The following is a 17,305-nucleotide window of genomic DNA, read 5'->3' on the forward strand; positions in this document are numbered from 1 at the left end:
ACCCAGGAGCACAAGTGAGCAACACCGCCACCTTCGACAAGCCGGCCTACGAGGAAAAGCGCATCGCCTACCGCCCCGCCGTGGTGGATCTCGTTCGGCGCAACATCGACCCGGAGATCCAGAGGGTGAACGCCGAGCTGACCGCCAAGCAGGATCAGGTCAACAAGCTGGTCGCACAGATCGCCGACGGCGAGAAGTACATCAAAGAACTCCGCCAGGCGGTCAAGGACATTGAAGCCAAGGCCGACCTGCCCCCGGCTCCGGTCCCTTCCCTGTCGATGAAGTGCCGGTCGTGCGACATGCCGGTGGTCCTGCTCGGCGACGGCCGGTGGACGCACTCGGGGCGCGAGCTGGTGGAGCACGGGGAGCGGTGCGACGCGAAGAACAAGCAGTCCCCGGTCGCCGAACCGGCGAAGGGGCCCGCGCAGGCGTTCGGCGACTGGAACAACGCGATCGCCGACGAGCGAGCTGGGGGGCACTCGTGACCCGCTTATTCGCCCGCCACTCTGGCCGGCACTGCCGCCGCCTCTTCCGGCGCCACCCCGCTCGGCCGGTCGAGCGGGTCGTGGACGACTTCTCCCGCCCACGACCGCTCGCTCCGTTCCCGCTCTCCGACGAGCTGATCCCCTTCCGCCGAAACCCCTACGACTCCCCGAAGGACACGGCATGAGCAACCCTCACAACACCAGCAAGATCGACCCGCTCCTGCTCCTCGCCGACGCGCTGGGGTCCGATGGGCTCACAGGCTCGATCGCGCGCATGGAAGCGCAGGGGCAGCGCCAGATCGTCAACTCCACAGTCCTCCCCGCCCGCATGAACTACGGGACGGAGGACGAGCTGATCGCGCTCGGGTTCAAGCTGGGCGACAAGGTCGAGGGCGACCCCCTCTTCCGTCAGGTGACGCTCCCGAACGGCTGGAAGCGTGAGGGTTCCGACCACGCCATGTGGTCCTACGTTGTTGACGAGCTGGGCCGTAGGCGGGTCAGCGTCTTCTACAAGGCGGCCTTCTACGACCGGGGCGCGTTCCTCAACGTCAACACCGTCTACGGCTACGTCGGCGAGTGCTTGTCCGAGCAGCGGCAGCCGATCGGCGACGACGTGTGGGCCACGCCCAAGGCGCTCTACGCGGCAGCAGTAGGTGTCATCGCCCAGAACGCCAAGTACCTGGAGATGTACAGCCACCGCGAGGACGAATACGGGCGCGAGCGGGCCGCCGAGCTCCGCGCCGAGATCGCTGCGGCACAGGCCCTCATCGACTCCCTGCCCGCCAAACAGGGCGAGGAGACCTCCCGATGAGCGAGATCACCCCCGAGAAGGTCGCCGCCACGCCTCCCACCCCGGCGAACGTCGCCGAGATGCTGACGTCGGGCGACAACGACTACCACGACGGCAACGAGTGGAAGCCCGGCATGTCCGCGCGAGGCAACGTGGTCCACATCCGGATCACGCCGTACACGGAGCCGAGCGACGACATCAACGAGGAGACGGTCGCGCTCCCCGACGTCCACTTCCGGGCGGTCGTCGTCGAGGGCGAGACCGTTCCGGACCTGTCCGAGATGCCGCGCCTCAAGGCCCGCCTGGAGGCCGCCGAGTGGTGCATGACGCAGGCGCTCGACGCCCTGGAGCACGAGGAAGCCCGCCACCATCTGGCGCGCTACTTCGCTGCCGCTGAGGCCGCTCAGGCAGAGAAGGGCGGCACGCCCTCATGAGACTCCTCTGGGCGATCGGTGTCCTGTGCGGCATCGTGATCGCGGCGGCGTCCGTCGTGGACCTCACCTCGCCTCGCAGCGACGCATACGACTGGCTGTACCTGACGCTCGGGAGCGTCTTCGTCGTCTGGTTCGGCACCGGCTGGATCCGGGCCGAGCCGCTGTTCCGCCGCGCACGCAAGGGCGGTGAGTGATGGAGATCGTCGTCCGCGTGTTCGCCGGCATCGGCGCCTTGTTCACCTTCGGGTGCGCCTTCCTCATCGGCTGGTGCCTGGTGGCGTGGAGGCAAGAGGTGAAGCACCGCGGCCCGTTCCCGAACTCGGACCTGCCCGCGATCCCGCCGGCCGAGTACGCGGCGATGCATCAGGACTTCGAGCGCCTGGACCTGCGCGGCGTCCACGACGTGTTCGAGGAGGACCGGTGACTAGCGCACGCCTTCCCGACAAGGGCGGCATCGGGAACGGCTGGCGGTTCCACGCCGCCTGCCGAGACGTCGACCCGGTCCTGTTCTTCGGCCCTCCGGGCGAGAAGGCGGTCGATGCCCCCGCCCGCGAGGCCAAGGCCGTTGCCTTCTGCAACGCCAGCTGCTCGGTCATTAGTGAGTGCCTGGAGTGGGCTCTCCAGCTCGGCGAGGCCGGCGTGTGGGGTGCCACCACTGAGGACGAGCGCAAGGCCCTCAAGCGACGCCAGCAGCGGGCCGCGCTTCGTGCCGCGGCGAAGGCGGCCACCTAACCCCCCTCCAAGATCAAGGACTTTGCTATGGGATCACGTAAACCGCAGGACTACAGCCCCGACGAGTTCGACTCCGTCGTGGCGATGATCCGCAAGGACGCGTCGCTGCGCGCGGACATCGAGGCCATCACCGGGCAGACGCTCAACGGCAAGACGCCGCGCGAGCTGTTCAACCTGTTCCGGACCATCCAGCAGACGACCGCCGTGCAAGCCGCGGTCGTGAACTACGGCCGGGCCCGCCAGGCCGTCAGAGACACCAGAGCCATGCTCGCCGAAGGGGCGCTCGAAGACCTGGACGCCGCCGATCCGGCGCTGCGCCGCATCCGCGACCTGGAAGCCAAGGTGGACGAGCTCAAGAGCACCAACATCCGGCTGAAGGAAACCAACAAGGCCCTTATGTCCGGCAAGCCGATCAACGTCATCAAGGGAGAGGTGGCCTCGTGAGCGCCGTCGACATCTTCGGTACCGCGTCCAGCGTCGCCCTCTACCGGGTGCGGCTGCAGATCCTCGACAAGATCGTGGGCGGGGTTCCGTCGTCGGAGTCGGTCATCAAGGGCTGGCTGAAGACCCGCATGGAACTCGGCGACCGCGACCTTCAAGAGCTGGTGCAGAAGACGCTGGCCGAGCGGTTCCCCGACCGCCAGCCGTCAGCCGACGAGCTCGCCGACGCGCTGCTGGAGTCGGAGGCGGCGCCGTCCATCAACGGGTTCAAGCGCATCCCCGCTACGGGTGAGCTCGCCTACGAAGGGCGGTGCATGAAGGCCGCGCTGAAGGAGTTCATGAACTCCGCCTACCCCGGCGTGGAGTGGCCCGGCAAGACGGCGGTGTCGAAGGGCTTCCGCAAGGGGCTGATGTCGACCGCGGCGGAGCGGGTGTTCGTCGAGGAGGTCTTCATCGGGCTCGGCGTGAAGGAGCCCACCGGGGTCGAGGAGCGCATCAAGCACGTCATGACCCCGCAAGGGCCGCGCAGCTCCATCAACCGCGTCGAGTACGTCGACCAGCCGCTGCTGGAGTTCACGCTGAAGGTCCACGACGACTTCCTGCCGGCCGAGGCGTGGGGCCGCATTTGGGAGCGCGGCGAGGACATCGGCGTCGGCTCAGACCGCGGCAGGTCGGACGGCAAGTTCGAGCTCACCGGCTGGGAGCGGATCTGACATGGCTCCCCTGCGCTGCGACGCCGCGCTCGTGGATGCGGCTAGCCAACCCATGTGCGACAAGCCCAGTCCCGCCTCGCTCACGTCAAGCCACATCGACGGCCCACCCCCGAGCTTTCCAGATCAGACCGTTTTGACGAGCCTCGCCCGCCCGAGCCGTGCACCGCGGCTGACCGTCCCGACACGTCACGTCACACCTTCCCGCCGTACGCCCCGGCCGACATGCCATACCTGGCCGCGTCGTACGCATCCCGACAACCCGGCCCTTCCCTTTCAAGCCGCCGTCGACTTCCCTGCACACGCCGCAACATCACCCGCGACATGCCATGCCACCTCGTGCCACGCCAACCAAGCCGACTTGCCATCCCAGGTCTAGCCGGAGACGACAATCCGGGCCCGATCCGACCCGGCAGCGACATGCCACTCCGTTGCCTGCCCTGACGAGCCGACGGGCCAGACCTGATCTGCGCTCAGCGCCGGCATAGCGAACGACGAAGGGCCGCCCGCATCGGGCGGGCGGCCCAGCAAATTCGAGAGGAGAGGAGGCGTCGTGAAGACGTCAGTCCGTGTGCTCGTCCTCGGAGTGAGGGGGTGTTGCTGCCTCTTCGACGGCTCTGTGAAGGGTTTCGATGGCGGCAGCAACCCCTCGCGAATTGAGTGTCGTGAAAACGGTGAACAGGTCAGAGCCTGGAGCCTGCGGGACGGGGCGAGTCTTGCGGGCCGGCGGCTCCTTGAGGCCGTCAGCAACGTCCGCGTCCTCTTGCAGACGTCGGATGTGCTCAGGCTCACGGCCGAAGTGGCGGGCGATGTCGGCCTGCTTCGTACCTTGTTCGCGGGCATCACGGATGGCGCGACCAAAGTTCAGCCATGCGGCGTTGACGATCTCTTCGGCAAGCTTCTCGGCTTGCTGAACTCGGGCGTACGCAGCGTCGAGGGCAGCCATCGGGTCGGTCACCTCTCCATCATCACACCACTGATGTGGCCACCTTAGCATGTGGGCCCACTTTATGATGTGCCCACATGACAACGTGGACCCCACATAGGCGTGTGGGGTATCGTAGGACTCGAACAAGTGAGTGATCAGGGGGACTGAAGTGGCGACATCCCGAAGACCGGCACACCTCTCCTAGCCCAGAGCCCGAGCAACACCCGAGAGAGAGCCGCTCTACGTGACCGACGACGAACAACCCGCAGGGCCGCGAGCTGCGGGCGTGAACCAAGCGGCGATCGACTGGGCGTGGGCCCAGCCGATCGCCAACAACCCGGGAGCACGGATCGCGCTGCTGTGTCTCGCTCGCCGGGTGGATGAAGCGTGGGAGTGCACAACCAGTCAGGAGGAGGTAGCGGTGGACGCGATGGTCGCCACGCGCTCGATGCGCCGCTATCTCGACCAGTTGGAGGAGGGCGGGCTCATAGCTCGCCGGCGTCGGGTGAGCGACACGGGTCATCGGTTGCCCGACAGCTACCGCCTCAACCCGACCCAGACCCTACCGGCCAATTTGGACGGTAGGCAGGTCAGCGCGGTTGGCCCCTACCGGCCAATATGGCCAGTGGGCAATGTGGGCACTGGCTCCGACCAGGGGAAAGCCCTACCGGCCAATATGGCCAGTGGTGAATCCCTACCGGCCAATATGGACGGTAGGGGCGTGGCCTTGTGGCCAGATTGGCCGGTAGGCGAAACGACGAAATCGCAAAGCCGCAGGTCGCAACCAGTGGCCAATTTGCCCACTGGCCAAATTGGCCGCGCTGTTGTTGTTAAAGACAGTTCTTCTTCTAACGAAGAAGAACTCAAACCTTCTACAACCAAGAGGGGTGCAGGGGGGAAGCGGACCCGGCAGGCCAGCGAGGAGCACCCTCGCTTCGCTGAGTGGTACGCCGCCTATCCGCTTCGCAAGGAACGCGCTGCTGCGGTCAAGGCGTTCAGCAAGGCCGCCGCGAAAGTCGAGGACGTTCAGATCCTCTTCGACGCCGCCAAGGTGTACGCCGAAACCGACCCGCACGTTCTGCGCGGCTACATCAAGAACCCGGCCACCTGGCTGAACAAGGAGTGCTGGCTCGACGAGCCCGCCCCACGCCTCGCCCTGGTCCGAAACGACTCGCCTTCCCCTGGCTCTACCCCGCAGCAATACACCGAGGAGGAATACCGTGCAGGCTGGTGACACCCCCAACTTCGGGCCCGGCAGCGACCCGGAGGAGTACAAGCGCTGGGAGCTCACGCAGGCCATCCGCGGCTACATCCCGCCGCGGTTCCGGGCTGAGATCCACATCCCGCAGGAGGTGACCTCCTGGGCGAAGTCCGGCGTCCGGGCCGGCGGCATCTACCTGACCGGGCCCGTCGGAACGGGAAAGACTCACCTGGGGTTCGCAGCGCTGGCCGAGTGGTGCCGCGTCACCGAGACCGTCCCCCGGCCCGCCAGGTACGACACCTGGGACACGCTGCGCTGGGGGCCGACGGTGCACACCGTGCGAGCCACGGCCCTGCTCGACCAGCTCCGGCCTGGCGCAAACGACGCGCGGCAGGTCGTCGAGGACTGCCAAGGGGCGGAGCTGTTGTTCATCGACGACATCGGCGCGGAGAAGCCGTCCGAGTGGACGCAGGAAAAGCTCTACGAGGTCATCGACGAGCGGTATGCGCGCTGCCTGCCGCTGATCGTGACCAGCAACCTGCCGCCGCGCTCTCTCGCTGACCACGTGGGCGAGCGCACCGCTTCCCGCCTCGCTGAGATGTGCACCCTCGTTCCGCTCACCGGCCCGGACCGCAGGAGGCCCCAGTGACCCGCTTCCCTGCCGACCCCGAGCAGGCCGCCGACATCCGCGACGAGTACAAGCCCTGCCCGTGGAACTCCTGCCAGTGCACCCACGTGGGCTGCACGAACGGTTGGATCGACCGGGAGGACGTCGAGGACGCGGTCCCGTGCCCCACTTGCCGGCCCGAGGTGGCCGCGCATCTTCGCCGCCGGGACGTGACGCCGCGCCGGTTACGGGCCGACCTGCCGACCCTGCCCCGCCCGTCGAGGCATGGCCACAAGGACGGCCCGTGGTGACCACCTACCGGCAAGGCTGCGGCACCCACATGGGGCTCCTGCTGCATCACGCCGCCGACGAACCGCCGTGCGGGGAGTGCGCCCGCGGCGAGCTGTTGCGCCGGGTGTCGGTGGAGGAGTGGCCGATCCGCCCGGCCCGCCCGCTGCTGGCTCCGGTCACGCCCGAGCAGGCGGAGGAGAACCTGCGCCTGCTGCTTGATGAGGTCGCCGAGTTCGAGGCCGGCAAACGGAGCGCAGCGTGACCGCCCCCGACTTCCCCGACACGACACCAGAGACCCCGAAGACCCGCGAGGAGACCACAAGCCATGAGTGACACCCCGTGCTGGGTGCTGACGAACGAGCAGGGCACCGACCTCGATCAGGATGGCGTCCCGCACTTCCCGACCGAGAAGCACGCTGCCGACGAGGCGGCGAAGATCGAGGGCGACGAGGTGTTCAAGCCGCGCCAACTCGCTCACCTGTGCGTGACGGCCGCCTGCTCCTGCTGCGACTACATCTACGACGAGGACGAAGACGGCATCGCACACTTCGACAGCCTCGGTGAGGCGGAGAAGGCCCTCGCGGGCTTCTGGGAGTTCGCCGACGGCAAGGCCAAGTGTGACGCGTGCAAGACCGGCGCGTGCGACCCGGAGGCGGGCGAGCATGGCTGACACCAAGACCGAGAAGACCGTCGCCGAAGAACTCCGCGAGGCAGCGGCCCGAGCGCGGGAGCACCTCCTGCCGCACGTGATCGCCGTAGTGATCCCGCAGACCGCCATCGTCACCATCTGCGTGGATCACAAGGAGCCGTGGGAGACGGTCTGCCGAAACTGCATCTCCTTCGACGCGCGGCACCGCGAGCTTGCCAACCTGCTGGCGGCCCTGTTCAACGCTCGTGAGCCTCTCGCCTCCTGGCTGGAGGAGACGGCCGAGAAGTTCGACGACGAGGTTCGAGGACGTCTGCACGACACCTGCGACGGCGCGATCGGTGAGGACTGCTACTGCTTCCGCGAGCCTCTGGCTGTGGCTCGGGTCTTGAACGGGACGGCGCTTCCGGTGGGGGACGGCTCGGACGGGAATGCCGCTCCGTGCGTCTCTGGGGCTTCTGTGGCGGGCGTAGAGCCGCCTCCGGTCTCCGTGTAGCTCGGGAGCGCTGAGAGTCGCTTCTGAAGGGCTCTCAGCGCTCCGAGATCAGAACTCCAGTCCTAATCAAGATCGAGATGCGGCCCGTTCAGGGTCGTGTTCGAGAGAGGAATCGAACGATGACAACCCAAGCGCATAGCCGCGAGGAGATCCACCGTGCGATCGCAAGGCATGTCCGCAACATGACCGTCGTGCGGTTCGCCCCACCCGCCGAGAGCGCCGGGCCCGCCCATCGCCGAGACGGCAACACGTGGGTCCTGCGACTGTCTCCGGGAGAGGCGGACGTGGCTACCAGCGCGGCGCTGGACGCGCTCGAAGAGCTCGGCGTCATCCCGACGCAGGTGCCCCACCGGCGAGACCTCGCACGACAGGTGCAGGACGCGTTACTGCAGGCGGGCCACGCCGAGGAGGGTGAGGCCGACTTTGGGTGGCGGCGGCACCGGCCGGTCGATGGTGGCGCACACCTGGCAATCACATGCGAGCCGAACGAGTTCTGGCGATCGATGCCAGGGCAGGCGGTCAGGTTATCGGCCAGTCAGCATCTACACCGCTACGCGAAGACGCTGACCAAGGCGGAGCTCGGCGTCGTCGCCTGGGGTCGCAAGGACCAGCCGGAAATCCTCATCGTCGCCGCCGATCAGGAGACGGCCGACCGTGAAGCGCAGACGGTGATCCCTCGCCTCGCCGAGCTCAATCCGCCCGCCGACCAGACTGGGCAGGCGACCCGATGACCGAGAGGCGCCGCAACGTCCACTGCTCCAACTGTGGTGACACCCGAGGCGGTCCCGTAGGCCACGAGACCAGCGAATGCACCTACCGAAGACCGCCCGCCTCGACGCCCGAGCTCCGCCTGTCGCGGATCGCTGACGCCCACCACAAGCAGGTCTTCGACGGCGGGTTGACCTCCGGCGAGTGCGCCGAGTGTGGGCACGGCTGGCCATGTCCGACATACGTGTGGGCGACCACGGTTCGGTGGATCAACGCCACCTGGGATCCCGCAGACGACGAGCCTGGCCAGTCTGGGGAGGCGTCCCGATGACGTCACCGACAAAAGAAGTCGTCGTGGGGGAGGCGTCATGATGCGCCGCTTCCGCCGCTGGCTGCTCGCGCCCCTCGATCGGCCGTTCACCCCGGGCTTCGTCGCTGTCACCGCAGTGCTGGGCCTGCCGACTATGGCGTTCGGCTTCTGGTTCGGCTGGTACGCGATCAAGACAGGTAACGGCCGGGTGTGGGCGATCGTCTTGGCGTTCGCGCTCGTGGGGTTGGCAGACCTCTTGCGCAGGGCGACCCGGTCGCGGCGGTCGAGGTGACGGGCTACTCGCCGGCTGGGGCCGTCTCCTCCGTAGTCTCGCGGGCGGCCTTCGCCCATCGGCCGGTGGGTCCTCCCTGGAGGATCTGCCGGATGCGGCTGAAGTGGAGGGGCTTGTCCGGGGGGCCAGCGAGTTCGCCGATGCGCGCCAGCGTGAGCCCTTGGTCCTTCAGCTCTTGGGCTGTGGCCTGGCGGAGCTGGGCGACGGCGGCGTTGAACTCCTTTGCGGCTTCGAGGGCTTCGGTGGTCAGCCTGATGCGCTGGGCGGGGTCTTCGACGGCGGCGAGGTCGTCGATGAGCTTCCTGAACACGGTGGTCGGCCTCCTCATGGGGGGAGTCTAGAGGTGCCCTCTCAAACAATCTTCAGTCTCTTAGAGGTTACCTCTTGCATGGAGCTATAGGTTACCTCTAAGGTTGAGTCATCAGCAAGGGACGAGACACCAGGGAGAACGAGATGGTCACCTTCACCGACACCGAGATCGCGATCCTCGACACCATCGTCGAAGACGCCCCCCGCGAGCGCTGGATCTCCCTCACCGACATCCGCCCCCGCCTCGCCCGCTGGACCCGCGCCGACCAGGACCGCGCTCTCCGCAAGATCGAGCGCCTCGACAACATCAACCTGGTTCCCGAGAGCAACCAGAAGACGCTCAAGCCGGCCGACTGGGACGCGGCGGTGGAGATCGGCGGCCAGTTCAAGCACTGCATCTGGATCGGCGAGTAGCAGACCTCCGGGCCCCGACAGGGGCCCACCCCAGCCCGACCAGCAGACCCCCGGGCGCGAGTCCCGGGACGGGCACCACACCAAGACCCTTCGACCGAGGAGACCCGGTGACCATCACGATCGCTCCGACCGACATTCACAACACCCCGGCCGACGACACCCGCGACCGCTGCCCCGCCCGCTGGAGCCACGCCAGCGTCTCCGCCTCCTGGAACCTGGAGTGCTCCCTGCCGCCCCATTCCGGCCTCCACTGGGACGAGACGCACCGCCGCCACTGGAGCGACTGACCCGCCCCCTCTCCCTGACCAACACCCCGCCCCCGCCCGCCCCGGACGTAGGAGAAGAGATGACGCTCATGGATGAGATCGACGACTGCACCTGCATCGAGTACTGCGACGAGGACCCCGACACGGCCTGCTCGCTGTCTGGCCGTCGCCACGTCCACCCCGCCAGCACGGGCGAAGGGTTCGGCCCCTGCCCCGTCCACCCCGACTCGCCAGGCGACTTGTAGCAGGACCTCGGGGCCCCTTCTGGGCCCTATCTCCCTCCTCCGCAGGAGCGACGCCTGACCTTCTTCCGGTCCCGGTCTCTACCGACCGGGACCACCCCTCGGACAACGCTTTCCCGCCCACCCCTGACCCCACGGAGACCAGCATGAGCGTCCTTGTCTGTGTCGGCTGCGGCCTGGCCGAAGGTCACCTGCCCACCTGCGAAGGCGGCGGCTACGCCCCCAGGGAACTGCTGGCCGGCGGCCAGCTCGACGAGATGACCCACCAAGCCGATCACATCTGGCTGACCGAGCGCGTGCCCGGCTGTGACTACTGCCTGGCGGACCCGCCGTCCTTCCACGTCCGGGTCACCAAGGAAGGCAGAGAGCTGCTGGACGAGGCGCGCCGCCGGTACTGCCGCCGGCAGCTCACCTTAGAGGAGTACGACGCCGAACGGGCGCGCATCATCGCCGCTCACTCGACGGAGTAGACCGCGCAGCAACCGCTTTCCCGCGCCCTCCTGGACGCGGGAGAGGGCTACCACCCCCAACCGATCAAGGAAGGCGACATGGACCGCCGAGAACAGCAACAGCAGGCACGAGAGCAGGCGGCAGCCTTGGCCGCCCTCGGCATCACCGCGCATCCAGCAACAGAGGGACTGTGGATCGACGTGTCCGAGGCGGACAAGTTGATCGCCCTGCTCGCCGCCTCTCCGGACTCCCCACAGGAAGGCTGAGCCGATGAGAGCGAAGGACATCACTCCGGGCGACGTGTACGCCTACCAGGAGCGCGCCGGCGAACCGGTACGGCCGATCGTCTTCCTTGCGCCCATGGACCGCAACCACCTGTACATCAAGTCCCGCACCCCTGGCCGCGCCTTCCACCCGGCGGCGGCTGGGAGCGAGCCACGCGCCGGAACCGTCTACAACTCCGGCACGGTCGGCTACCCGGCGGCGATCGGAACCGGAAGCGCCACGGTCGCCGACATGCGAGCGATCACGCTGGACAGGTTCAAGCAGGCGACGAGCGTTCTGGGTCGGCGCTGCGAATACACGCTCGTGACGCGTCTGGCCCGTGTGATTGGCCGATGGGAGGAGTTCGCTCCGGACTCCCCGAAGGAGGACTGACCCGATGCCTACCTACGACGCTCCCGACTGCACATGCTTCGCCCCCGACGACGCCGAGCCTGAGGACCACGACCACGACTGCCCGGAGCACGCCTGCTCCGACGAGTGCGACCAGGCCGAGGAGGGCTGACCCGTGGCACGCCAGAAGCCGAAACCCTCGCCTCGCAAGGTCGCCCAGGCGGCGTTCCAACGCGTGTGCGGCATAGCCTCGGCCCCGTGGGAGGCCATCGCCCCGGCCATCGCCGCTGACCTGAAGACGGCCTCCTACCTGCGCGACAGGACGACGCGAGGTGTTGAGGGGGCGGAGAAGACGATCCGGGACGCGATCTGGGTCAGCGGCATCGTGCCGCTCGGCGGCGACATCGACGGCATCCACGCAGCCGACGTGGCCGATCGCGCGCTACGGGCGCTGTCTGCGACCGGTCAACTCACGGCGCGCGGTGGCGCGCGCCTATCCGAGGAAGGCTGACCCGATGGCTGACCGCAACTACCCGCTACCGGGCGGCGAGGGCGACCCGCGCTTCACGATCGGAGTCACCATCGACATCGCGCGCATCCTCGAAGGGGCCGGCTACCCGGAGCTGACGGGCGTCGACCAGTACGCGCTGATGGGCCACCTGTTCCGGTTCCTGTACGTGGGGGAGGAGGCCCGTGCCTGACCCCATCCCGGCAGAAGCCGAGCGCCCTACTGAGGACTCCTGCCGGAACTGCATCCGCCCCATCGTCTGGGTGGGCGGGGTGGGCTGGCTCCACGACGAGCTGCCGAAGTACGCCCACGAGGACATCACCTGCGACTACGCACACCCGGTGTCCTGCACCAAGCATCGGCGGGGCGACTGCCCGAGAGGATGGGACGACGTTGCCTGACCTTCCCGAGGAAGCCGTACAAGCCGCCACGCCTTTTGTTGAGAGCGTCGCTGCCGGTGTGGCGGCTCTCGCCTCACACGAGTGGATGCCAGGGCGGCCGGTCTCGGCACACGGGGTGCACGTCTTCGATGAGGACTGCGGCGTGTGCGATGACCGTCTGCCGTCCGTCGTGGCCGTCGTAGTCGAGGCGGTAGCGCCGATCCTTGACGCCCAAGCCCGAGCAGACGAACGCCGCAGCATCGTCGAAGGCTTCCGCGCTCTCGCCGCCAAGTGCTGGGCCATCCCCGACAAGGGGCTGAACCTGGGCCAGATCTGGCAGCGGGACGAGCAGGCTCGGGAGTACGACCGGATCGCCGACATGATCGAGAAGGGGACTGCTGGTGACTCCCGTTGAGCTGATCGCTCTGCACGGCTGCTCCCGTCCCGAGGAGGGGAGAGGCTGCTCTGTGTGCCTGGCCGCTGCCGAGGTGCACATGCGGGCGGTTGAGGACGCCGGCCTGGCCGTCGTCTCCGCCATCGCTCACGAAGGGCTGATCTGTGTTGCCGAGTACGTGTCCCGAGGGCGCGGCTACATCGGCGTGGAACCGTACCCGGACACGACAGCACGCATGGCTCTGGGAGCCCTACCTGAGAGGACCGACCATGCCTGACTACGAGTCCACGATGAGAAGGCTCGCCAAGCTCTGCCAGGCCAACCCGTACCACAGGGTGTACGAGTGGCGGCAGATCCTCGACAAGATCTGGCGGGAAGGGTTCGATGCCGGATACACGGCAGGACGCAGGGACGCGGAGATCTCCGAACAGATGACACAGCAGGAAGAAGAGGCTCGTACCGCCCTTCCCGAGGAAAAGACCAATGCCTAAGAAGAAGCCTCCCAACTGGCGGATGGACTACACCCAGGACCCGCCCAGACGGCTCACCGAGCAGGAGGTCAAAGACCGTCTCACCAGGATGGCCAAGAAGGCGAGAGAAGCCGCCGAGCGGGGAGACCACATCCTGGCCGCAGCCATTCACGAGGCCATCGATGACGAGCTAAAAGACCTTGAGGAGGACTGAGCCGTGACTGAAGACCTCCGCCACTGCTACGCCGAAGCGCTCGCCCGTGCTCAACGCGCAGAGTCAGAGGTCATCGCCTTGACCGATCACGGGCTGCGCTGGCGGGAACGCGCCGAGACCGCCGAAGCCGCCATCGCCCGCGTGCGTCGCCTGTGCGATCTCACCATCAAGGCATCCTGTCGCGTCCAGGCGATCGACCAGGCCCGCGACACTCTTGCCGCTCTCGACGCTAGCCTGCCCCCTGAGGTGTCCAAGGAGGAGACGTGACCGCTGCTGGAGAGCACTGGCACTCCCGCCAGTGCGTGTACGGCAAGACCGGAGACGAGCGGGACGAGTGCCACTGCCGCTTCCCCGACGACCCGCCAGGGATCATGCTGACGTGCGGGCATGACGCAGACCTGGGGTGCAGCTGCTACCTGAACGGCTACGAGTGACGACGCCTGATCGTGACGGCCTGCTCCTCGACCTTGACGAGCCTGCCACCCGAGACCACGTCACTCGGTGCGCGGCCTGCAAGCACACCCTCAAGACCCCGGAGTCCCGTGCTCTCGGGATCGGCCCTGACTGTGCGTCCAAGCTCGGCATCGCACCCCGCAAGCCGCTACGCATCACTGGTGTCCCTACCGGGTGGGACGTGGAGGGGCAGACAGACCTACTGGAGGAAACCGATGAATGAGCCGACCCAGCCGTTACCCGACTCGCTGCGGACAGCCCGGACCGTCCTGTGCATCCAACTGCTCCTGATGGCCTGGCCTTTCGTCATCATGCTGGTGGGCCTCATGCAGCAGGAACACGCAATAGCGGGCTCACTGCTGATCCCCGTGGTGTTCACCGTCGTGGTCGCCGTAGCCTTCGGCCTGGTCATCGCCAAGATGAGATCACGCCAGCCGTGGGTCCGATGGACGGCCCTGGCAGGCGAGGTGGTCCTTGGGGGCGCTCAGGTGTGGAGCGTGACTACCAGTCCGAGCGTCGCTGGATTGGCCAGCCTCGCCCTTGTCGTGGCCGTGATCTGGTGTCTCCTGTCGCCGACGTCGACCGGCTGGTTCAAGCAGATGGCTCCGGAAGGAACGACACCGTGAGCACTTGGCTTGACCACATGCACCGCGAAGCCATCGCTCTCGCGATCCCGGGCTGGACATGGCATGAAGGTGACCAGGCCAGTATCACCTGCGGGATCGACCCCGGCTCAACCATGGATGACCGCGACTTCTACGCGAGCATCACCGTGGAACGCCCCGGCGAGAACCTGAAGATGGATCGTTGCCTGAACGGCACGGAGGCCGCGGAGTTCTTCAACGACCTGATGGAGCAGGGCTCGCAGCGCTGGACATCCGTCTTCGCCCGCTACCAACAGGAGTACGAGGAGACCCATCCGTCTCTCGATGCGGCCCTGCAATTCCTGCACGACGGCTGGTACACGGCGGAACGGTCCCCTCTCGCAGTGAAAGATCCGAACGGTGAGATCGTGATGGGGCGAGAGCAGATCGCCGCCGACCGGAAGGCGCGGGAAGGCGCGACCTCTTGAGCGACCACCGCTGTGAGCGCCCCGCCGAGGCGCACGCCAACGGACAGCCGTGGCGATGCCCCGCATGCGGGCTGCTGTGGGAGGTGTTCCCAGCGCCGCCGGCCGCGCACCCCCGGCGGAAGATCTTCACCAGGGACAGGGGCATCATCGCCGGCCTGGTGATTGTGGGCGGGGCATGCGTGGCAGCACAAGCCATATCGGAAGAGGCGCTGGCCGTCATGGGAGTCCTAGTGGCGCTGGGAGCCCTCGCCTGGGTGGTCGTCGTGAGCACAAGAACTCGTGAGACGATTGATGGCGAGCACACATCAAATCATGCGCCAGACTCTCAGTAGGCAGCGAAAGCGGCCTCCCGCGCCCACGGGAGACCGCTCCGTCCCACTACTTCCTCGCCGACTCTTCAGGCCCCTCAATCCACACGAGTCTCCCGTAAGCGTACAAGCACGTCAGGGGGAACTTGTGGCTCTGGACTGCCCCGTCGCATCCTGCGATCGCCTCATGCCCGGCTCGGCCCGCGTTTGCGGAGCCTGCGAAGCCGAACTCGCCCGCGAACTCCGCTCCGTCCCCGGCTTGTGGGATGACCTGCAGCTCGCCATCACCCGCCAGACCCGCATGGGCGGAGGGTCGGTAGGCGGACACTCCGATGAGCGGCCTCTCCCGTGGCACGAACGAGCCTCCGAGGCGGCGACCGTCCTACAGGTGATGCTGCTCGGCTGGGCGCGCGTCCTCAACGACACCGTCCAACCGCTCCAAGGGCCCGTCTGCCGCTCCTGCAACCACCCCTCGTGCGTGTACGCCGACCTCGGTCGCGAACCCCGCCACCAGCCCTCCAGCACCGCAGCATGGCTCCTCCGCCACACCGACGCCCTCATCCGCCACCCCGCCGGCCCCGACGCCGTCGAAGAGATCCTGACCGCCGCACGCAACGCCCGCTGGGCTGTAGACGCCCCACCCCGAGACCTGGTCTATGCCGGGCCCTGTGACGGCTGTGACGGCGACCTGTACGCCCGCCCTGGTGCGTCCCGTGTCGCCTGCCGCTGGTGCCGGGACGACGAAGGCGGCCGACTCAACTACGAGGTCGCCGCCCGCCGCCAGTGGATGCTGAAGGCGCTGGAGGATCTGGAGCTGACCGCGCCGGCCATCGCGCGAGCTCTGACGTCCCTCAAGCGCCCGATCAAGCCCGCCCTGCTGCACACGTGGGTGGCCCGGGAGAGGCTGTTCCCCGCGGGTGTGGATGATGCGGGCCGTCACCTGTTCCTCGTCCGGGATGTCCTCGACCTGATCGCTGCAGGCGACGCGAGGGGACGCCAGCGTGCCCTGGTAGTTGCGTAGACAACGACCGCCGTGACATGATCTCTGCTGATAGCTTCGGCGAGAGCCGTCGAGAAGCCCGTCCACGATCACCGACGTGGACGGGCTCTCGCCTTTCTGGGCTCCTATACGCCGCTAGAGATCCCCATAGACGCGCACCTGCCCGGCGGACAGGTGCGCTCGCTCGGCGAGACCCGCCCCTGCGGATCGCCTGAGCTGGTGTCCCGGTCTGGCCTCTCCCTTTGTGGACGTGGGGTCCGAGGGTGGGGGAGAGATCAGGCCGGGCACCTCAACACCTGTAACCCCACCTGAAAGGGACCTGATGAAGGTCTACCTAGCGACCAGCGGACCGCCGGGCGAGTACGGCTACCAGGTACTCGGGGCGTTCACCAGACGGAAGGACGCGCAGGCGTTCAAGCTCGCCGACAGGGTCGAGCCCTTCGAACTGTGGGACGGACCTGTCGAGGTACGGGACCGTCACGTGATCACCTGGTTCGACAGCGTGATCCACGGCCCTAAACGATCCTCCTACCAGCAGGCTTACACAGCCGACGAGGACAGCGAGACCAGCCACGGTTGGCGGACCGTCTTCGAGACCTTCGACCGCGACCGAGCCGACGCCAGGTTCAGCGAGTGGCAGGCCGCCCACGAGCAGCGCGCCGCCGCCTTCGTGGCCTCACTGGACCGCATCGACGTGCAGGTCTGGTACGAGCCGGGCGACGGGAACACGCTTGTGCGCACGCCGCTGCATCTGCCGGAGGTCGCGCTGCGAGTGCCGCGCGACCTCATTACCGACCAGGCGGGGCTCCCGCGAGGGGCCACCTTGCACGGCCAGTGGTTCACTGTCGAGACGCTGACACTGGACCACGTGGATGGCTTCGCCGTTTGCCGACACCCGCAGGATCGGCTCGCGGCGCTACCGATGGCTACGCCGTCACCGTCCCGGCTTCAATCCTGAGCGAGTGATCGCCTATCACGAGACGATCACAAGGGATTCCTCGCCAGGCGGATAAGAATGCGCACGCATGCGCATCGGTGCGCATAAGTGCGCACGCGTCACCATCTTGAGGGTGGGCGATGTGACCAGCGGACTCAGGTCGTCATGCCCGCTAAGTCGGATATTACTAACGGACACAAGT

38 protein-coding genes are annotated in these 17,305 nt (G+C 67.4%); 36 read left to right on the forward strand and 2 right to left on the reverse strand.

Features of this window, described 5'->3' with window-relative positions; genetic code table 11:
* Positions 1-14: 14 nt before the first annotated feature.
* The 8 genes from AB0J76_RS16425 (at position 15) to AB0J76_RS16460 (ending at position 3,595) form a co-directional block, all read left to right on the forward strand.
* On the forward strand, positions 15-485 hold the full coding sequence (locus tag AB0J76_RS16425; RefSeq protein WP_352321082.1) for a hypothetical protein: 471 nt from the start codon (positions 15-17) through the stop codon (positions 483-485).
* 181 nt (positions 486-666) lie between these two features.
* A complete protein-coding gene (locus tag AB0J76_RS16430) occupies positions 667-1,296 on the forward strand; it encodes a hypothetical protein (protein WP_352321084.1) in 630 nt (209 codons plus the stop codon).
* A complete protein-coding gene (locus AB0J76_RS16435; RefSeq protein WP_352321086.1) occupies positions 1,293-1,709 on the forward strand; it encodes a hypothetical protein in 417 nt (138 codons plus the stop codon). The genes AB0J76_RS16430 and AB0J76_RS16435 overlap by 4 nt, the downstream gene beginning before the upstream one ends.
* Positions 1,706-1,903: a hypothetical protein gene (locus tag AB0J76_RS16440; protein WP_352321088.1), complete on the forward strand. Its 198-nt coding sequence runs from the start codon at positions 1,706-1,708 to the stop codon at positions 1,901-1,903. Before AB0J76_RS16435 ends, AB0J76_RS16440 begins: the two co-directional genes overlap by 4 nt.
* Positions 1,903-2,133, forward strand: coding sequence for a hypothetical protein (locus tag AB0J76_RS16445; RefSeq protein WP_352321089.1), 231 nt, complete (start codon positions 1,903-1,905; stop codon positions 2,131-2,133). The genes AB0J76_RS16440 and AB0J76_RS16445 overlap by 1 nt, the downstream gene beginning before the upstream one ends.
* Positions 2,130-2,441 (forward strand): WhiB family transcriptional regulator, encoded by a 312-nt coding sequence (locus tag AB0J76_RS16450; protein ID WP_352321091.1) that lies wholly within the window; start codon positions 2,130-2,132, stop codon positions 2,439-2,441. The genes AB0J76_RS16445 and AB0J76_RS16450 overlap by 4 nt, the downstream gene beginning before the upstream one ends.
* A gap of 27 nt (positions 2,442-2,468) precedes the next feature.
* Positions 2,469-2,885, forward strand: coding sequence for a hypothetical protein (locus AB0J76_RS16455; protein WP_352321092.1), 417 nt, complete (start codon positions 2,469-2,471; stop codon positions 2,883-2,885).
* Complete coding sequence (locus AB0J76_RS16460) at positions 2,882-3,595, forward strand: hypothetical protein (RefSeq protein WP_352321094.1); 714 nt, start codon at positions 2,882-2,884, stop codon at positions 3,593-3,595. Before AB0J76_RS16455 ends, AB0J76_RS16460 begins: the two co-directional genes overlap by 4 nt.
* A 559-nt stretch (positions 3,596-4,154) precedes the next feature.
* Here the strand turns inward: AB0J76_RS16460 and AB0J76_RS16465 are convergent.
* Positions 4,155-4,550, reverse strand: coding sequence for a hypothetical protein (locus tag AB0J76_RS16465; protein ID WP_352321096.1), 396 nt, complete (start codon positions 4,548-4,550; stop codon positions 4,155-4,157).
* 214 nt (positions 4,551-4,764) lie between these two features.
* Here AB0J76_RS16465 and AB0J76_RS16470 point away from each other — a divergent pair, with 214 nt between their 5' ends.
* The 8 genes from AB0J76_RS16470 to AB0J76_RS16505 all read left to right on the forward strand — a co-directional run bounded on the left by AB0J76_RS16470 (position 4,765) and on the right by AB0J76_RS16505 (position 9,071).
* Entirely contained in the window at positions 4,765-5,754 is a 990-nt protein-coding gene (locus AB0J76_RS16470) for a hypothetical protein (protein ID WP_364389833.1), read from the forward strand.
* The gene (locus AB0J76_RS16475; protein ID WP_352321100.1) at positions 5,741-6,370 is read left to right on the forward strand and encodes an ATP-binding protein; all 630 of its coding nucleotides are present in this window, start codon (positions 5,741-5,743) and stop codon (positions 6,368-6,370) included. Before AB0J76_RS16470 ends, AB0J76_RS16475 begins: the two co-directional genes overlap by 14 nt.
* On the forward strand, positions 6,367-6,639 hold the full coding sequence (locus AB0J76_RS16480) for a hypothetical protein (protein WP_352321102.1): 273 nt from the start codon (positions 6,367-6,369) through the stop codon (positions 6,637-6,639). Before AB0J76_RS16475 ends, AB0J76_RS16480 begins: the two co-directional genes overlap by 4 nt.
* The gene (locus AB0J76_RS16485) at positions 6,633-6,881 is read left to right on the forward strand and encodes a hypothetical protein (protein WP_352321103.1); all 249 of its coding nucleotides are present in this window, start codon (positions 6,633-6,635) and stop codon (positions 6,879-6,881) included. Before AB0J76_RS16480 ends, AB0J76_RS16485 begins: the two co-directional genes overlap by 7 nt.
* A 63-nt stretch (positions 6,882-6,944) precedes the next feature.
* Entirely contained in the window at positions 6,945-7,289 is a 345-nt protein-coding gene (locus AB0J76_RS16490; RefSeq protein ID WP_352321105.1) for a hypothetical protein, read from the forward strand.
* Positions 7,282-7,761, forward strand: coding sequence for a hypothetical protein (locus AB0J76_RS16495; RefSeq protein ID WP_352321107.1), 480 nt, complete (start codon positions 7,282-7,284; stop codon positions 7,759-7,761). Before AB0J76_RS16490 ends, AB0J76_RS16495 begins: the two co-directional genes overlap by 8 nt.
* 119 nt (positions 7,762-7,880) lie before the next feature.
* The gene (locus AB0J76_RS16500; RefSeq protein WP_352321109.1) at positions 7,881-8,492 is read left to right on the forward strand and encodes a hypothetical protein; all 612 of its coding nucleotides are present in this window, start codon (positions 7,881-7,883) and stop codon (positions 8,490-8,492) included.
* A 345-nt stretch (positions 8,493-8,837) separates the two neighbouring features.
* Complete coding sequence (locus tag AB0J76_RS16505) at positions 8,838-9,071, forward strand: hypothetical protein (protein ID WP_352321111.1); 234 nt, start codon at positions 8,838-8,840, stop codon at positions 9,069-9,071.
* A 4-nt stretch (positions 9,072-9,075) separates the two neighbouring features.
* Here AB0J76_RS16505 and AB0J76_RS16510 read toward each other — a convergent pair whose 3' ends face one another.
* Positions 9,076-9,399 (reverse strand): hypothetical protein, encoded by a 324-nt coding sequence (locus AB0J76_RS16510; RefSeq protein WP_352321112.1) that lies wholly within the window; start codon positions 9,397-9,399, stop codon positions 9,076-9,078.
* Between the two features lie 125 nt (positions 9,400-9,524).
* On the opposite strand from AB0J76_RS16510, the gene AB0J76_RS16515 reads away from it, so the two are divergent.
* The 20 genes from AB0J76_RS16515 to AB0J76_RS16610 all read left to right on the forward strand — a co-directional run bounded on the left by AB0J76_RS16515 (position 9,525) and on the right by AB0J76_RS16610 (position 17,124).
* Positions 9,525-9,794, forward strand: coding sequence for a hypothetical protein (locus tag AB0J76_RS16515; protein ID WP_352321114.1), 270 nt, complete (start codon positions 9,525-9,527; stop codon positions 9,792-9,794).
* A 107-nt stretch (positions 9,795-9,901) separates the two neighbouring features.
* Complete coding sequence (locus AB0J76_RS16520) at positions 9,902-10,081, forward strand: hypothetical protein (RefSeq protein ID WP_352321116.1); 180 nt, start codon at positions 9,902-9,904, stop codon at positions 10,079-10,081.
* A 59-nt stretch (positions 10,082-10,140) separates the two neighbouring features.
* The gene (locus tag AB0J76_RS16525; protein ID WP_352321118.1) at positions 10,141-10,305 is read left to right on the forward strand and encodes a hypothetical protein; all 165 of its coding nucleotides are present in this window, start codon (positions 10,141-10,143) and stop codon (positions 10,303-10,305) included.
* Positions 10,306-10,448: 143 nt separating this feature from the next.
* Entirely contained in the window at positions 10,449-10,772 is a 324-nt protein-coding gene (locus tag AB0J76_RS16530; RefSeq protein ID WP_352321119.1) for a hypothetical protein, read from the forward strand.
* 78 nt (positions 10,773-10,850) lie between these two features.
* On the forward strand, positions 10,851-11,018 hold the full coding sequence (locus tag AB0J76_RS16535) for a hypothetical protein (RefSeq protein ID WP_352321121.1): 168 nt from the start codon (positions 10,851-10,853) through the stop codon (positions 11,016-11,018).
* Between the two features lie 4 nt (positions 11,019-11,022).
* Positions 11,023-11,409: a hypothetical protein gene (locus AB0J76_RS16540; RefSeq protein ID WP_352321122.1), complete on the forward strand. Its 387-nt coding sequence runs from the start codon at positions 11,023-11,025 to the stop codon at positions 11,407-11,409.
* 4 nt (positions 11,410-11,413) lie between these two features.
* Positions 11,414-11,539 carry a hypothetical protein gene (locus AB0J76_RS16545; RefSeq protein WP_352321124.1) on the forward strand — a complete coding sequence of 42 codons (126 nt, stop codon included), beginning with the start codon at positions 11,414-11,416 and terminating at the stop codon, positions 11,537-11,539.
* Positions 11,540-11,542: 3 nt separating this feature from the next.
* Positions 11,543-11,878, forward strand: coding sequence for a hypothetical protein (locus AB0J76_RS16550; RefSeq protein WP_352321126.1), 336 nt, complete (start codon positions 11,543-11,545; stop codon positions 11,876-11,878).
* A 4-nt stretch (positions 11,879-11,882) separates the two neighbouring features.
* Positions 11,883-12,068, forward strand: coding sequence for a hypothetical protein (locus tag AB0J76_RS16555; protein ID WP_352321128.1), 186 nt, complete (start codon positions 11,883-11,885; stop codon positions 12,066-12,068).
* Positions 12,061-12,276: a hypothetical protein gene (locus AB0J76_RS16560; RefSeq protein WP_352321130.1), complete on the forward strand. Its 216-nt coding sequence runs from the start codon at positions 12,061-12,063 to the stop codon at positions 12,274-12,276. Before AB0J76_RS16555 ends, AB0J76_RS16560 begins: the two co-directional genes overlap by 8 nt.
* Positions 12,269-12,670, forward strand: a complete 402-nt coding sequence (locus AB0J76_RS16565) for a hypothetical protein (RefSeq protein ID WP_352321132.1) — start codon at positions 12,269-12,271, stop codon at positions 12,668-12,670. Before AB0J76_RS16560 ends, AB0J76_RS16565 begins: the two co-directional genes overlap by 8 nt.
* Positions 12,671-12,918: 248 nt before the next feature.
* On the forward strand, positions 12,919-13,140 hold the full coding sequence (locus AB0J76_RS16570; RefSeq protein ID WP_352321134.1) for a hypothetical protein: 222 nt from the start codon (positions 12,919-12,921) through the stop codon (positions 13,138-13,140).
* The gene (locus AB0J76_RS16575) at positions 13,133-13,333 is read left to right on the forward strand and encodes a hypothetical protein (RefSeq protein ID WP_352321136.1); all 201 of its coding nucleotides are present in this window, start codon (positions 13,133-13,135) and stop codon (positions 13,331-13,333) included. The genes AB0J76_RS16570 and AB0J76_RS16575 overlap by 8 nt, the downstream gene beginning before the upstream one ends.
* A gap of 3 nt (positions 13,334-13,336) precedes the next feature.
* Positions 13,337-13,600, forward strand: a complete 264-nt coding sequence (locus AB0J76_RS16580; RefSeq protein WP_352321138.1) for a hypothetical protein — start codon at positions 13,337-13,339, stop codon at positions 13,598-13,600.
* Positions 13,597-13,767 carry a hypothetical protein gene (locus tag AB0J76_RS16585; protein ID WP_352321140.1) on the forward strand — a complete coding sequence of 57 codons (171 nt, stop codon included), beginning with the start codon at positions 13,597-13,599 and terminating at the stop codon, positions 13,765-13,767. Before AB0J76_RS16580 ends, AB0J76_RS16585 begins: the two co-directional genes overlap by 4 nt.
* Complete coding sequence (locus AB0J76_RS16590; protein WP_352321142.1) at positions 13,764-14,009, forward strand: DUF6011 domain-containing protein; 246 nt, start codon at positions 13,764-13,766, stop codon at positions 14,007-14,009. Before AB0J76_RS16585 ends, AB0J76_RS16590 begins: the two co-directional genes overlap by 4 nt.
* On the forward strand, positions 14,002-14,412 hold the full coding sequence (locus AB0J76_RS16595; protein WP_352321144.1) for a hypothetical protein: 411 nt from the start codon (positions 14,002-14,004) through the stop codon (positions 14,410-14,412). The genes AB0J76_RS16590 and AB0J76_RS16595 overlap by 8 nt, the downstream gene beginning before the upstream one ends.
* Entirely contained in the window at positions 14,409-14,858 is a 450-nt protein-coding gene (locus AB0J76_RS16600) for a hypothetical protein (protein ID WP_352321146.1), read from the forward strand. The genes AB0J76_RS16595 and AB0J76_RS16600 overlap by 4 nt, the downstream gene beginning before the upstream one ends.
* 696 nt (positions 14,859-15,554) lie before the next feature.
* Positions 15,555-16,187 carry a hypothetical protein gene (locus AB0J76_RS16605; RefSeq protein WP_352321148.1) on the forward strand — a complete coding sequence of 211 codons (633 nt, stop codon included), beginning with the start codon at positions 15,555-15,557 and terminating at the stop codon, positions 16,185-16,187.
* Positions 16,188-16,488: 301 nt separating this feature from the next.
* On the forward strand, positions 16,489-17,124 hold the full coding sequence (locus AB0J76_RS16610; RefSeq protein WP_352321150.1) for a hypothetical protein: 636 nt from the start codon (positions 16,489-16,491) through the stop codon (positions 17,122-17,124).
* The last annotated feature ends 181 nt before the right edge of the window (positions 17,125-17,305 follow it).

Source organism: Nonomuraea sp. NPDC049624 (assembly GCF_040675255.1).
Taxonomy (GTDB): Bacteria; Actinomycetota; Actinomycetes; order Streptosporangiales; family Streptosporangiaceae; genus Nonomuraea.